Below are 14,413 nucleotides of genomic sequence, written 5' to 3'. Positions count from 1 at the left end.
TTTTCTGACAGAAAAGATTATAATAAGAAGTATTTATTTTCGGAGGTTTTTATGTCATTTCTATCAAAAAATTGGGCAGGACTGTCAGTCTGTCTGATCATTTCTATCATCTCTTGGGTTTTAGGAGGATTTCTGCCTGTTGTGGGAGCACCTGTTTTCGCCATTTTTATCGGAATGATTCTCCATCCCTTTCTCACTTCCTATACACAACTGGATGCCGGTTTGACTTATAGCTCTAAAAAACTGCTTCAGTATGCTGTTATTTTGCTTGGGTTTGGACTCAATATCTCACAAGTTTTCGAAGTTGGAAAATCTTCCCTTCCTGTTATCCTTTCAACTATTTCAATTGCTTTGATTATAGCTTTCTTTTTCCAACGCTTTTTTAAGCTTGATACAAAGCTAGCTACCTTGATTGGAGTTGGATCTTCTATCTGTGGCGGTTCTGCCATTGCAGCGACTGCTCCTGTTATTCGCGCCAAGGAAAAAGAAGTAGCCCAAGCCATTTCTGTTATCTTTTTCTTCAATGTCTTGGCAGCTCTTATCTTTCCAACTCTAGGTTCTTGGCTCCATCTTTCCAACGAAGGTTTTGCTCTCTTTGCGGGTACTGCGGTCAACGATACTTCCTCTGTGACAGCTACTGCTAGTGCCTGGGATAGTCTTTACAATGCAAACACTCTTGAGCCTGCAACTATTGTCAAGCTGACACGTACTCTAGCTATTATCCCTATCGTTCTCTTCCTCTCCTATTATTGGCAAAGCCGTCAACAAGGCGACAACCAAGGAGTGAAGCTTAAAAAAATCTTCCCCGTTTTCATTCTCTACTTTATCCTAGCTTCTCTGCTAACTACTCTTCTCACATCTTTCGGTGTCAGCACTAGCTTCTTTTCACCTCTCAAACAACTCTCCATATTCCTCATCATCATGGCTATGAGTGCTATTGGTCTCAAAACCAACCTCATTGCTATGATCAAATCCAGTGGAAAATCCATTCTTCTTGGAGCCCTTTGCTGGATTGCTATCATCCTGACTAGTCTTGGCATGCAATTACTCATCGGTATTTACTAAGAAAAAAGGGAGCCTAAAGGCTACCTCAGAACGTAGACAAATCAGATGGATTTTGGACTGTCGTTGGCTCGCTTTCTCAAGAGCAGCTGAAGGAAAAAGGGTTACTGAAATAACCCCATAACCATTGAGAAGCCACATGTGTTTCGAAAAGCCACCAAAGAAGTGGCTTTTCGAAACACATGTGGCTTCTCGGCGCATAGGTATCAGCGCATAGGTATCGGCGTATGGCGACTTCCGTAAAATGGTTGTATGGCTAAGAAAACTAAAGGTAAGAAGAGCGGCGCAGCAACCGCCGCCGTAGCACTGCTGACCGAGACGAACACCCCCTTCCAGATGCGTGAATACGAGCACGTTGAGGGCGTCACCTCCTTCGGTGAAGAAGCCGCGAAGAACCTCGGTGCCTCCGAGGAGCAGGTGTTCAAGACCCTGCTGATCGTGCACGAGAAGGATTTCGCGGTCGCAATCGTGCCGGTCTCTGGCAAGCTGAACATTAAGGCTGCCGCGGCGGCCCTGGGTTGGAAGAGCGCCTCCATGTGCGACCCGAAGGTCGCTGAGCGCCGCACCGGCTACGTAGTGGGCGGTATTTCTCCGCTGGGCCAGAAGACCCCCTCCCCCACCCTGCTCGATGAGTCTGCGCAGCTTTTTGACACGATCATGGTCTCTGGCGGTAAGCGCGGCCTGGACGTTGAGCTCGCCCCGGACGACCTGCTGAAGCTCACCAACGGCAAGTACGCTGACATCCGCGCTTAGTCCGCGCTCAGCGGGAATAATCCGCCCGGCCGCGGCGTTACATATACCGTAAGAGCCTGGGCATGAGAGCAAACTGAAGGAGTCATGATGGGCAATTCGCTACCTGGCGTGGGTGCTATCGCCAAGAACTGGCGTGAAGTCCTCAAGCCTGAAGAGTACGCTGTTCTGCGTGAGGGCGGCACCGAGCGCGCGTTCACGGGCGAGTACTGGAACACCCACACGGAGGGTGTGTATTCTTGCCGTGCTTGCGGTACGGAGCTGTTCCGTTCCGATCAGAAGTTCGATTCGCATTGTGGTTGGCCGTCGTTTTTCGCGCCGCTGGCTGAGGACCGTGTGCGTTACCTGGAGGATACGACGTTCGGTATGCGCCGCGTGGAGGTGCGTTGCGCCGCCTGCGATTCGCACCTGGGTCACGTGTTTGAGGGTGAGGGCTACCCGACTCCCACGGATTTGCGGTATTGCATTAATTCGGTGTGTCTGACGCTGGCCCCGGCTGGTGAAGCACAGCCTGGTGATACTCCGGTTGACGAGGCGCCAGCTGACGAGGCGGAAGCCGCCGAATAAAGCCCGGCGAGAGCCCTATCGGGCACGCCGGTGAACCCCTTATTGTGAGTCTCTCTAAATTCGAGGCTTTACGCTCGGGCGGGTAGAATGGCGTAGTGCCTTCGCGGGCACGCCACCCCGCCCGGGCTCATGTTTGCTCGGGCGTGCGCCTACCCGGGCATCTGGCGCATCGTATGGGCGCGTCGAATCAGACAGAGGAAAAGGATTGAGTGCATGAGTACCGCAGCTGAACAGAATGCCGCAGGCACCCCTCAGCTGACCCTTAACGGTATCGAAGTTCCGGACGTTGTTCCTCTGGAGACCCCTTCCGCACCGATTCCGACCCTTATCAATACGGAAAGCGGGTTGCGTCGTGCCGCTGAGCGGTTGGCGGCGGCGTCCGGCCCGGTGGCTGTTGATACTGAGCGTGCCCAGGGCATCCGCTACGGTTCGCGTGCTTTTTTGGTGCAGCTCAAGCGTGAAGATCAGCTGTACCTGATTGACCCTGAGGCGTTCAAGGATCTGCGCATTATTAACGATGCTCTGGCGGATGCTGAGTGGGTTATTCACGCCGCGATTCAGGACTTCCCGAGCCTGGACATGCTCGGTATGCGCCCGAACCGTCTGTTTGATACGGAGCTTGGTGCGCGTCTTGCCGGTCTGGAGCGCGTGAACCTGGGTGCGACCGTTGAGGAGCTGCTCGGCTATAAGCTGGCGAAGAAGCACTCGAAGGAAGACTGGTCGCGCCGTCCCCTGCCGGAGTCCTGGCTGAACTATGCGCTGCTGGACGTTGACGTGCTCATTGATTTGCGTGACGCAATGGAGGATTTGCTCCGCCAGCAGGGTAAGCTGCAGTACGCTCTGGAGGAGTTCGAGTACCTGTGCAAGACCCCGGTGAAGGATCCGACGGATCAGCCGGAGCGTTGGCGTAAGACGAAGGGCCGCACGATGCTACGTTCGGTCAAGCAGCTGACGGCGCTGCGTAACCTGTGGCTTGAGCGTGACTCGCTGGCGCGTAAGAAGGACGTAGACGCGAAGCGTCTGCTGCCCGACTCTGCGATTGTGGAGGCGGCACGCACCATGCCGCGTAACGTGCCCGCTATCATGGCGATTCCCGGTTTTCAGACGCGTGGTTTGCGTCGTGAGGGCCCGCGCTGGGTGCGTGCTATTGCCGCGGCGGCACGTGGTGAGAACGCCGTACCGTTCACTTTGCCGTCAACTGCCCCGCCGCCGTTGAAGGCCTGGGAGTCTAAGCGCCCCGAGAACTTGGCGCTGTTCACCGAGGTTCGTCAGGCAATTGATGAGCTCTCGGAGGAGCTGACCATTCCGGCGCAGAACCTGATCACGACCGATTATGTTCGCCGCCTCTGCTGGGAGCCGCCGGATCGTTTTGACGAGCAGACCCTGCGGGATGCGCTCACCGAGTACGGTGCGCGTTCGTGGCAGACGGGTCTGGTTGCCCCCGTGATTGCGCCGATTTTTGCCCGCCACCTGGGGTAGATTTCTCTAACGTTGAATAGATGCGTGTGCCGGTTGGGTGTGTTGCTGATGCAACCACCCGACCGGCATTTTCTTCGCCCCCGGGAACGTTTGCTTCGGGAGTATTTACCTCGGGAGCAAGCGCGAACCAAGCTTAGCCTGCTCTCATTCGATTTTTGTCCCAAACCGGCATAGGGTGGAGAGAGTACACGAAAGGAACCACCATGCCCGCACCCAACGGATGCTGCCGCTCTCAGAAGGCATGCGCCTCCCCCGCCGCATCTGGCGCTACTGCATCTGCCGCAGTTGAGTCTAATGCCGTCGATGCCGCAGCAGCTACCGCCGAGATTGAGTCTTCTGCTCGCGTCTTCTCCCGCCGTACAACCCTCGTCACCGGTGCCGTCGCATCCGGTGCGCTGCTCGCCTCCTGCGCTGAAGGTGACTCCAACGTTACCGCCCCCGAAGGCACCGTTGAGGTGGGTTCTGCCTCCGCAGTGGGCGTGGGCAAGGCGGCACGACTGACCCACGGCTCCACGACCGTGATCGTCTCCCAGCCGTCTTCGGGTGAGTATAAGGCGTTCAGCACCGTCTGTACCCACCAGGGCTGCCAGGTGCAGGTGCAAGATTCCAACCGCATCGTGTGCCCCTGCCACGGCTCCGAGTTCGCTGTATCTGACGGCTCAGTCGTGCACGGCCCTGCAAAGGAGGCGCTGACCAGCTACCCGGTGCAGGTGAAGGGCGGCAAAATTTTCGTCAGCGGGACCGGGAATTCCTAAACCGGCGGCTCAGAACCTACGCACAGCAAAACCTCCATACAGCGAGACCTGCGCACAGCAAAGCCCCGCCCATCAGTCGTGATGGGCGGGGCTTTGTGCTGTCTTATGGTACCCGCTACTGATGCCTGCTATTGCGGCGCGCTACTAAGAGAAGCTCAGGCGGCACTCAGGTACGACCGCTTAGCGGGTGTGGCGCGGCTTCTGACCCTCTTCACGGGCGAACGGAACCTTATCGCCAGCCAGCTGCGCACGCAGATCCGCGATAATGGTTTCCGCGGTCAGGCCGACCTCCTCCAGAATCTGCTCGCGAGAAGCGTGCGGAATGAACTCCGCCGGAAGACCCAGCTCGCTCAGCGCAGTGTCCACGCCAGCCGCACGCATTTCCTGGCGGATGCGCGAACCCACACCACCGGAACGCACGCCGTCCTCAATGGTCACCACAATGCGGTGATCACGAGCCAGTTCAACGACCGAAGACGGCACCGGCATCACCCAGCGCGGGTCAACCACGGTGGACTGGATGCCCTCGGCGGCAAGCACCTTGGAGGCTTCCAGAGCCACGCGAGCCATAGCGCCCACGGCAACGAACAGCACGTCACGCTGACCGGTCTCCGGGTGGGGTTCACCGGTGCGTGCCAGCACGTCCACGCCATCGCTGCGGCGCTCCAGGGCGGGAATATCCTCGCCCACGGAGCCCTTCGGGTAGCGAATCACGGTCGGTGCGTCGTTGATAGCTACAGCCTCACGCAGCTCTTCGCGCAGGGTCGCGCCATCACGCGGAGCCGCCAGGTGCAGGCCGGGAATGAACTGCAGCATCGCCAAATCCCACATGCCGTGGTGGCTTGCACCATCCGGGCCGGTAATGCCGGAGCGGTCCAGCACCACGGTCACGCCCGCCTTGTGCAGGGCAACGTCCATGAGCAGCTGGTCAAAGCCGCGGTTCAGGAAGGTTGCGTAGAGGGCAACCACCGGGTGCATGCCGCCGTACGCCAGACCGGCGCTCATCGCCACGGCGTGCTGCTCAGCGATACCTACGTCAATAACGCGCTCGGGGTGGCGCTTCTGGAATTCGCGCAGACCCACGGGAATGAGCATCGCGCCGGTAATACCGACGACGTTCTCCTGCTCATCCGCAATATCTGCGATTTCGCTGCCAAAGACACCGGTCCACGACTCGGAGGTGCTGGTCGAAACATCCTCACCGGTCAGCGGGTCAATCTGGCCCACCGCGTGGAACTGGTCGTCCTCATTAGCGCGGGCGGGCGCGTAGCCGTGGCCCTTCTCGGTAATGGCGTGCACAATCACCGGGCCGGCATAGTTCTTCGCCGCGGTCAGTGCGTTCTCCACAGCCTGCTGGTCGTGGCCGTCAATCGGGCCCACGTACTTCATGCCCAGGTCTTCAAAAATGCCCTTGGGTACGACGACGTCCTTAATGCCCGCCTTCATACCGTGCAGGCCGCGGTACACCATCTGACCGACGGGGCCGCCACGTTGCAGACCGATGCGCACCGCATCCAGTGCGTGGTCGTAGCGGTGATCGAGGCGCACGCGATCCACCTGCTGCTGCACACCGTGCTTGAGCTCAGAGAGCTGGTTCGCGAAACCGCCAATGGTCGGCGCGTAGGAGCGGCCGTTATCGTTGACCACAATCACGACCTTGCGGGTGCGGTCGGCAGCAATATTGTTCACAGCCTCCCACGCCATGCCACCGGTCAGCGCGCCGTCACCAATGAGGACCACGGTGTAGCGGTCATCTTCACCGTTGAGCTTGTGCGCGCGAGAAATACCGTCAGCCCACGAAATCGAGCTGGAGGCGTGCGAAGACGCAATAATGTCGTGCTCAGACTCGCCACGATCCGGGTAACCCGACAGGCCACCCTTCTGACGCAGAGTCTTAAACGCGTGACGACCAGTCACCAACTTATGCACATAGGACTGGTGGCCGGTGTCGAAAAGAATATTGTCCTTGGGAGATTCAAAAACGCGGTGAATACCGAGGGTCAGCTCCACAACGCCCAGGTTCGGGCCCAGGTGACCGCCGGTCGCCGACACGTTCGTCACGATGAACTGACGGATTTCCTTAGAGAGCTCCTCCAGCTGCTCGTAGCTGAGGTTCTGCAGGTCCGCCGGGGACTGAATACCCGGGAGCAACTTGGCAGTGGCACCATTACCAATGCTGTAGTCGGCGGTGGGTGCGCCACCGGCGGCGCTATTCGGGGTCTCCTCCTGCGGCAATGCGTTTTCAGCGGACATACACCCACACTCCTCAAGGTCGGGGCACGGCTCATTCCGTGCGTTGGTTCTTCAATGATTCTACCGTTTACGGTGTCAAAAAGCAGATTTATGCGCCCGCAGAGCAAGACGCACCGGGTTGAGCGAAAACGGCCTGAAATAACCCCTAGTGGGCAGGCTGGTCAACAGCCCAACCCGCCCAACACGGCGATTATTTGCTTCTTTGTTACGGCTACTAGCTGCGCGCTACTTGGTGCGGCGGCGGCGCGGACGAGGCTTCGCCGGGGCACGCTCAAAAAGCGCCACCGACTCCACGTGATGCGTATTCGGGTACATATCGAACGCCCGAAGCTGCACCATATCCCAACCCAGCTCACGCAAAATACCGGTGTCACGGCCCAGGGATGCCGGGTCGCACGCCACGTACAGAATACGCTTGGGGTCCAGCGCATCCAGGCGTTCCAAGGTGGTTCGGTTCGCGCCCTCACGGGACGGGTCAAGGACCACCGCATCAATAGCGGGGATTTCACCAAACTCAAGGGCGGTCTTCAAGTCCACCAGGTGGCGCGCCACATCACCGCGAATCACCTCAATGCGGGTGTCCGCAGAGTTCTCGGTGCGGGAGCAACCATCCGGCGCGAAGTTCGAGCGGGCATCCTTATGGGTCACCGGGGAGCCCTCAATACTGACGACGGTACCGGTTGCGCCCACGGCGTCCGCGAGCGCGGCGGTGAACAGGCCCGCGCCGGCGTACAGGTCGAGGGCGCATTCGCCTTCCTCCGGGCGGAGCATGGTGAGCATGGTTCCAACCATGGTGGAGGGGGCGGCGCGGTGAATCTGCCAGAAGCCGCCGGCGGACACCTGGTAGCTGAATCGGCGGGAGCCGAAGGTGACTTCTTCGGTGACGGAGCGCAGGCCCGCGCCGAGTAGCTGGTCGCCTTCGGGTACGCGGCGGTAGGGGGTATGGGAGGAGCCGGGGCGGCGGCGCTTGGGCTTGCCGTTGGAGGTGGACTGCGGGGTGAAGAAGAGGGAGATTTTGCGCTTGGCGAGCAGTCCCCAGGCGTCGGCTGCCTGCTGTTCGATGTCCTTGGCGACTTCTTCGATGGAGAAGCGCGGGTCAACGATGAACTGCAGTAGGACCCTGCCGCGGGAGGAGACGGTTGCCTCGACTTCGCGTACGCCGCGCAGGTTGAGTTTCTCAAGCTCTAGGTTGCGCAGTTCGGGTGCGGCGAGGGGGAAATCTACGACCGGTACGGGCTGGGAGGCGCGGTACGGGTGCATGCCGATGCGCCAGGTGACGGCGGGGCTCTTCTTGCCGCTGTTCTTCTGGTCGCTGGGCTCGTTGCCGTCCTTATCGTTGCCGGGCTGGGTGCGGACCTTGGTCACGTTGTAGCGCACGCGGGTACGCCAGGACAGGCCCTCGTTGTTATCGCGCAGGGGAAGCTCTTCAACAATGAGGTTGGTCAGCAGGGGCGATTCGAGGGGCAGGCCACCCAGTCGGTTGATTTGGGTGCGGACAATATCGGTCTTGTAGCGTCGCTGCTCAGCCAGGCTGATGTGGCCGTATTCCATGCCGCCGAGTAGTTCGGGTACGCCGGTTGCTGCGGCGCGTTCCTCGTCGGTTGCGAGCGCATCCGCCTGGATCCAGGGGTGGGGGCGGCGTGCCAGGGAGGGTACGGGTACGGAGACAACATCTGCGAAGTAGAAGCGGCGCTTGGGGCCGATTGCGGTGATGCGCACTTCTGCCTGTTCGCCGACGATGCCGTGACGCACGAAGATGACGCCCTGTTCGGTGCGCGCTACGAAGGCGCCGCCGTGTGCGGGTGCCTCACAGGTGACGGTGAGGGTCTGCCCGACGCTGTATCCGTCTACGTTGTTGGAGGCGGCAGGCGTGGTAGCAGTGTGGGTCACAGCATTGTCTCCTAAAGAATCACTTAATGTGAACTATTTTACACCGATTTGTACCTTTACTCCGATTCCGACGCCCCGCAGGGGGCACCAAATAGGCTGCAAAGGGCAAAGTCCAGGCGCTATGCGGGGTGTTCAAGCAAAGTTACGGGGCAATTGACCGGGCTCGGCACTGGGCAATCATACTGGGCACCAGGCAAATATTTCTGGGCGCTGGGCAATCATGCTGAGCGCTGGGCGATTATTACGGCTGGCGTTTCTTCTCGCGGGCCACAGCGTCCGCCTCGTGCAGGCGACCGCGGTACACCGCGTGGCGGTTGCTCTGAATCAGCTCGCGGCCGCCACCGGCTGAACGAGTAATCTTCGGAGCGATTGCAGCCGCAGAGCCATCGATATCAGCCTCTGCGATCGGATCATTGGTAGCCGAGTCCTTACCCTGCAGACGCTGATCAAAAATCTCATCATACACCTCATCCTCGTGCATCGCCCAGGGCACGGTCGCGGTCATGACGCCAGGCTCGTGCAGAAGCGCCTGCTTGAGGCGGCGCACCGTGCGGCGGTGCAGAATACGCTGCCACCAATGCTCCACCACAAACTCCGGCAGGTACACCACCAAAATATCGCGCGGCGACTTCTTGCGGCGGCGGCGAATATACGAGACGACAGCCTCCACCGTGTCACGGTACGGCGAATCAATCACCGACAGCGGCACCGGAATACCCAGGGCGTACCAGCGTTTCTTCACAACGTCCAGGGCGGCGCGGTCGTTGTTGACCGTCAGCGCCTCAATCGTGGAGGGGCGGCCGGCACGCGCATACGAGAGGGCACGAACCGCCGGGCGGCGCACACGCTCCACGTACACGATGGCGTGCACACGCGAAGGCAGGGCCGCCACATCCGCGACGGATTCGGCGTTCAGGGGGATGTCCAGGGCGGCATCCACCGCATCGTAGTGGCGGCGAGTCACAACCATACCTCCAACCATCAGGGCAATCATTCCAAGGGAGAGCCACGCACCGGCGGCGAACTTCGTCACCACGATGGTGACCAGCACCGCGGTGGTCACGACTACACCCACCGTAGAGACCGCAATATCGCGTAGCAGGGCACGGCGCGGCATCTGCGCCAGGGTAATACGCAGCAGGCGCATGCGGTAGCGCACCACCGCCAGCTGCACCAGCATCATGGACAGGCACATGCCCACAATGTACAGCTGAATCAGCGAGTACACGTCCGAACCGAAAATGCAGGTGAGGAAAATTGAGAATGCCGACAGCGCCAGCACGCCGTTCGCGTACAGGCCGCGTGAATCCACGCTGCGGAAGAACACCGGCAGGTACTGGTAATCAGCCAGCGACGAGGCAATCACCGGGAAGCCCGTAAACGCCGTCAGCGAGGCAATAATCAGCACGCCCACCGTCGCAAACACCAGCAGCTGCGCGAAGAACGGCACACCCTGATAAATCGCCAAAGCCACCTGGTACAGCGCCGGCTTCTGGTGGAAGTACTCCCCCGGCGTGTGCCCGTCAATGAACAAGAAACGGGTCGTATCATGCACCATGTGCACGCGGGTTGCCGCCGCAAAACCGAGCAGGCTCACCAGCAGGACCGAGGTAATCAGGCCCATCAGCATCATGGTGACCGCCGCATTATATTTCTTCGGGCGGCGGAAATACTTCACCGAATTAGAGATCGTGGAAACACCCGAGAACGCCACCAAGCCGGCAGAGAACGAACGCGCCAGAAGTAGCACCAGCGCCAGGCCCTCCAGCGAATGGGTCTCCAGCTCAGGGGCAATCACGTAGGTCGCAGACTCAGCCAGCGGCAGAGTACCCGTGGCGGCACGAACCCAACCCACAATGAGAGTGACCCCCAACAGCGCCAAGAAAACGTACAGCGGCCAGTACGCAATCTTTCCCAGCAGCTGCACGCCACGCAACGCAAACAGCGTCAGGGCGACAATGAGCAGCACCGCAATGAGGGTGCGCCAATCCTGAATCTGCGGGTACAGCGCCACCAAAAACGAGGACGCCGAAGACATAGACACCGCCACCGTGAGCATATAGTCCATCAGCGAAGATGCACCCATCACGATCGAGGGCAACGCACCCAGTTTGCGATGCACCAGCTGAATATCGCCCTCGGAAGCAATCTGGTTGATGTTGTACCGATACGTGCCAATCACCAGCAGACCCACCATCGCCACACCCAAACCAATCCAGGGTGAAAAAGCGAGCGCAGAGGCACCAGCAGCGGCAAGGGTCAGGATCATCTGGTCGGCTGCGTAGGCGACCGAAGAGATACCGTCGGCACCGAAAAGAGGCAGGGCATAGCGCTTCGGCAGCGCGACTGCCGAAAGATTTCGCGTGCTGACCGGCTGACCGATCAGGGCGATGCGCATTTTATCCCAACGATTCCTCACGCTGTTAAGGCTATCGGTCGCGGCTTCAAAGCTCAATTTTATTCAGCCGAATAGTGGGCATTGCGAGCGGAATATCACGGAGCATCGGCGTGGAGGCTCACCCGCCCATTACACTGGTAGAGGTAGGCGGTAACGCCTTATCACCGTAAAACATCAACACTCGGAGGGTTGTATGCCTCACTTCGTCATTATGGGTGCCGGACGCGTGGGCGTCATGCTGGCGCGCACTCTGGAAGCTTCAGGGCATACGGTCGCCGTCATTGACCAGGACGAACGTGCTTTCCAGCCGCTGCGTAAAGGCTTTGAGGGTCGCCTGGTGACCGGTGTCGGTTTTGATGAGGACACCCTCAAGCGTGCCGGCATTACCGAGGCGTACGCTTTTGCCGCCGTCTCTTCGGGCGATAACTCGAATATTATTGCCGCCCGTGTGGCACGCGAAATGTTCAAGGTGAAGAACGTTGTGGCGCGTGTGTACGACCCGAACCGCGCCGAGTTCTTCCAGCGCATGGGCATCCCCACGGTCGCTTCGGTGCGTTGGTCCACCGACCAGGTGCTGCGCCGCCTGCTACCTGAGCAGGCGCTCAAGGGTGATTTCCGTGAACCCTCGGGCCGCCTCATGCTCACCGAGATTCCGCTCGACGACGGCTGGGCGGGTCACGCCCTGACCAGTATCGAACGTGCCGCCGGGGTGCGCATCGCCTACATCACCCGCTTTGGTGAGGGCATGCTCCCCCGCCCAGACAGCGCCTACCAGCAGGGCGATAGCGTGCACGTCATGATGCGCACCGACGACGTTGCGGACGTAACCCGTATTCTCTCCCGCCCGCCGCGCGTTGAAGACGAAGAAGTGGAGGTGGACTATGCCCCCGCCTCGGGCCACCGCAAGTACCCCCACGCCCCGAAGAAACCCGCCGAGCAGAAGCACAACGACGGCCCCGTTATCGAGCATGAGTTCCACCTCGGTGACACTCCCCCGGAGCTGCCCGACCCCCTCGAACTCATCGGCCGCCATCGTGATTCCTCGAAAGGTGAGAAGTAAGTGAAGGTCCTCATTGTTGGTGCCGGTTCCGTGGGCGCCTCCATTGCTAAAGAGCTCATGATGAACGGCCACGACGTGACCATCATCGACTCCAAGCCGGAAGCTAAGAAGCGCGCCGACCTGCCCGGTGTGCGCTGGCATATTGGTGATGCCTGCGAACTGTCCGTACTGCGCCAGGTGCACCCGAACAAGGCGGACGTGGTCGTTGCTGCAACCGGTGACGATAAGGCAAACCTGATGGTCTCGCTACTGGTGCGCAGTGAGTTTGGTGTGCCGCGCACCGTGGCGCGCGTGAACAACCCGCGTAATGAGTGGCTCTTTGACGACTCCTGGGGCGTGGACGTTGCCGTGTCCACCCCGCGTCTGATGACCGCTCTCGTCGAGGAAGCCGTGGAAGTCGGCGACGTGGTGCGCCTGCTGACTCTGCAGGCTGGCGGCGCGACCCTCGCCGAGTACACCGTGCCGGATGACCACCCCGTCATCGGTTACCGCGTGGACCACGTGCAGTGGCCCGTTGATACGGTGCTCACCGCGATTCTGCGTGACGGCGCGCCGATCCCGCCCAGTGCCGACGTGGCGATTGAGGGCGGCGACGAGCTGTTCTTCATCACGACCATTGCCGGTGAGGATCAGATTCGCGCGCTGTTCGCATAGCACTGTTCGCATAGCGTTTATACGTAAGTTTTTGAGGAGGCGAAAGCCCCGGTCACTGAACTGCGCCCCGAAACTTGGACGCATTAAATAGTAGCCGCTATACGGCTTCCTGCAGGGCCTGATCCCGGTACTCTACCGGGGTCAGGCCCCTAAGCTTCACCTGACGCCTTACCGTGTTCCAGTGCGTAATATAGGCGTCAAGGTCAGCTTTGAAACTCTCAAAGGTCTGCCAGTCCTGGCCACGAAAAAACTCGTCCTTCAGGTGTCCAAAGACCTGCTCAGTGGCACCGTTATCAATGCAGTTACCCTTACGTGACATGCTCTGGATAAAACCATTATCGGCCAGCGTGCTGATGTAGGTCTCGTGCTGGTACTGCCATCCCATATCCGAGTGCAAAATCGGCTTAGCTCCCTCGGGTTTGGCATCCATGAGTACCTGAAGCATCTCTTGCTGCTGGGCAAGATTAGGGCACATCGAGATGGAGTGGGCAACAATCTCCTTGCTAGCAAAGTCATAAACCGGAGCGAGATAGGCCTTACCAAAGGAAAGCTTGAACTCAGTGACGTCGGTACCCAACTTCTGCCAGGGGCCATCGGCCTTGAAGTTGCGACCGATGATATTGGCGAAACTTTGCCCCACATCCCCCTTGTAGGAGTTGTACCTGTGGTAGGCCCTCTCGCGGCGTATACCGCAGCGCAGCCCCATCTGACGCATCATCTTCAAGACCGTCTTATCGGCGATACGTTCCCCTTCCTCCGCACGCAGGCACATAGCTACCTGCCTGTGACCGCACCCGTTGGGGGTACGCGAAAAGATCTGGGCGACCTTGGAACGTAGCTGCACTCTGGTTGGCTGCTGGGGGTGAGCCAGCGCGTAGTAGTAGCTCGACCTGGCAAGGCCTGCCGCCTCAAGGAGATCGTACAGCTTGTGACCGCGCCCTGAAAGCTCAGCGACCACTAGGGCTTTGTCCCGGTTTGGGAGCGCTTCTGCGCCTTCAGGGCAATCGATTTTTTGAGGTACGCCACCTGCGCCTCAAGCTTGCGCACACGCTCGGCAAGTTCCTCCTCACGCGTTGGCGGCACCGCCCGCACCGACCCCTTCGGCCTGCCCTTAGGTTTAGGCTTAAGCGCCTGCGCACCGCCCTGCCGGTATAGCCTGCACCACTGCTTCAACGGTGTCGTGCTTGCAATACCGAAGCGCACCATCGCTTCAGGCTTACTCATCCCACCATCAACCACAGCCTTCGCTGCGGCAACCTTGGTCTCATAGTCGTATTTGGTTCGCTTTACTCCCATGGTAAGAAGCCCGCCCTTCCCGATGACGTGGTACATTTTCTGCCACTCTCTCACAGTCGCGGCGGACACACCAAGCTTCCTGGCGGTCAGACCATAGCCGAATCCTCTCTCGAACATTTGCGCTGCTTGCTCCCGGAGCAAACGATCATGTCTTAATCCCAGATTGATAGACATGAAAAGCCTCCTGTTTCTTGGACTTTAGTTTTGATGTCCAAGAAACGGGAGGCAGTTCACACGGGTACCGGGGCT

The 14,413-nt window shown here is 59.4% G+C and carries 12 protein-coding genes; 7 read left to right on the top strand and 5 right to left on the bottom strand.

The genetic code is table 11. The features are described from left to right. The first annotated feature begins 51 nt into the window (after positions 1-51). The 5 genes from O3675_RS00195 to O3675_RS00175 all read left to right on the top strand — a co-directional run bounded on the left by O3675_RS00195 (position 52) and on the right by O3675_RS00175 (position 4,613). On the top strand, positions 52-1,065 hold the full coding sequence (locus O3675_RS00195) for a YeiH family protein (RefSeq protein WP_371570141.1): 1,014 nt from the start codon (positions 52-54) through the stop codon (positions 1,063-1,065). A gap of 249 nt (positions 1,066-1,314) precedes the next feature. Then, positions 1,315-1,815, top strand: coding sequence for a Cys-tRNA(Pro) deacylase (ybaK, locus tag O3675_RS00190; RefSeq protein WP_005506356.1), 501 nt, complete (start codon positions 1,315-1,317; stop codon positions 1,813-1,815). A gap of 87 nt (positions 1,816-1,902) precedes the next feature. Then, positions 1,903-2,379: a peptide-methionine (R)-S-oxide reductase MsrB gene (gene msrB / locus O3675_RS00185; RefSeq protein ID WP_049352947.1), complete on the top strand. Its 477-nt coding sequence runs from the start codon at positions 1,903-1,905 to the stop codon at positions 2,377-2,379. Positions 2,380-2,592: 213 nt separating this feature from the next. Continuing rightward, a complete protein-coding gene (locus tag O3675_RS00180) occupies positions 2,593-3,858 on the top strand; it encodes an HRDC domain-containing protein (RefSeq protein WP_371570138.1) in 1,266 nt (421 codons plus the stop codon). A gap of 203 nt (positions 3,859-4,061) precedes the next feature. Then, a complete protein-coding gene (locus O3675_RS00175) occupies positions 4,062-4,613 on the top strand; it encodes a Rieske (2Fe-2S) protein (RefSeq protein ID WP_371570136.1) in 552 nt (183 codons plus the stop codon). Between the two features lie 180 nt (positions 4,614-4,793). Here O3675_RS00175 and dxs read toward each other — a convergent pair whose 3' ends face one another. From dxs to O3675_RS00160, 3 genes are all read right to left on the bottom strand, one after another. Next, the gene (gene dxs / locus O3675_RS00170; protein WP_294458697.1) at positions 4,794-6,866 is read right to left on the bottom strand and encodes a 1-deoxy-D-xylulose-5-phosphate synthase; all 2,073 of its coding nucleotides are present in this window, start codon (positions 6,864-6,866) and stop codon (positions 4,794-4,796) included. A gap of 225 nt (positions 6,867-7,091) precedes the next feature. Beyond that, entirely contained in the window at positions 7,092-8,756 is a 1,665-nt protein-coding gene (locus O3675_RS00165; RefSeq protein ID WP_371570133.1) for a class I SAM-dependent RNA methyltransferase, read from the bottom strand. A gap of 241 nt (positions 8,757-8,997) precedes the next feature. Next, positions 8,998-11,154 carry an APC family permease gene (locus O3675_RS00160; RefSeq protein ID WP_296547316.1) on the bottom strand — a complete coding sequence of 719 codons (2,157 nt, stop codon included), beginning with the start codon at positions 11,152-11,154 and terminating at the stop codon, positions 8,998-9,000. Between the two features lie 193 nt (positions 11,155-11,347). Between O3675_RS00160 and O3675_RS00155 the strand changes: the two genes are divergently transcribed. Both O3675_RS00155 and O3675_RS00150 read left to right on the top strand, forming a co-directional pair. After that, complete coding sequence (locus O3675_RS00155; protein ID WP_315285352.1) at positions 11,348-12,214, top strand: NAD-binding protein; 867 nt, start codon at positions 11,348-11,350, stop codon at positions 12,212-12,214. Further along, entirely contained in the window at positions 12,215-12,868 is a 654-nt protein-coding gene (locus tag O3675_RS00150) for a TrkA family potassium uptake protein (protein ID WP_070593496.1), read from the top strand. 97 nt (positions 12,869-12,965) lie between these two features. Here the strand turns inward: O3675_RS00150 and O3675_RS00145 are convergent, their stop codons facing one another. Together O3675_RS00145 and O3675_RS00140 are read right to left on the bottom strand one after the other, a co-directional pair. Next, complete coding sequence (locus O3675_RS00145; protein WP_371570130.1) at positions 12,966-13,826, bottom strand: IS3 family transposase; 861 nt, start codon at positions 13,824-13,826, stop codon at positions 12,966-12,968. Next, positions 13,826-14,338: a helix-turn-helix domain-containing protein gene (locus tag O3675_RS00140; protein ID WP_371570129.1), complete on the bottom strand. Its 513-nt coding sequence runs from the start codon at positions 14,336-14,338 to the stop codon at positions 13,826-13,828. The genes O3675_RS00145 and O3675_RS00140 overlap by 1 nt, the downstream gene beginning before the upstream one ends. Positions 14,339-14,413 lie beyond the last annotated feature (75 nt).

Source organism: Rothia sp. 27098_8_27 (assembly GCF_041432805.1).
Taxonomy (GTDB): domain Bacteria; phylum Actinomycetota; class Actinomycetes; order Actinomycetales; family Micrococcaceae; genus Rothia; species Rothia mucilaginosa.
Note: the sequence above shows the minus strand (reverse complement) of the source record. Positions and strands in the feature narration are given on the sequence as shown.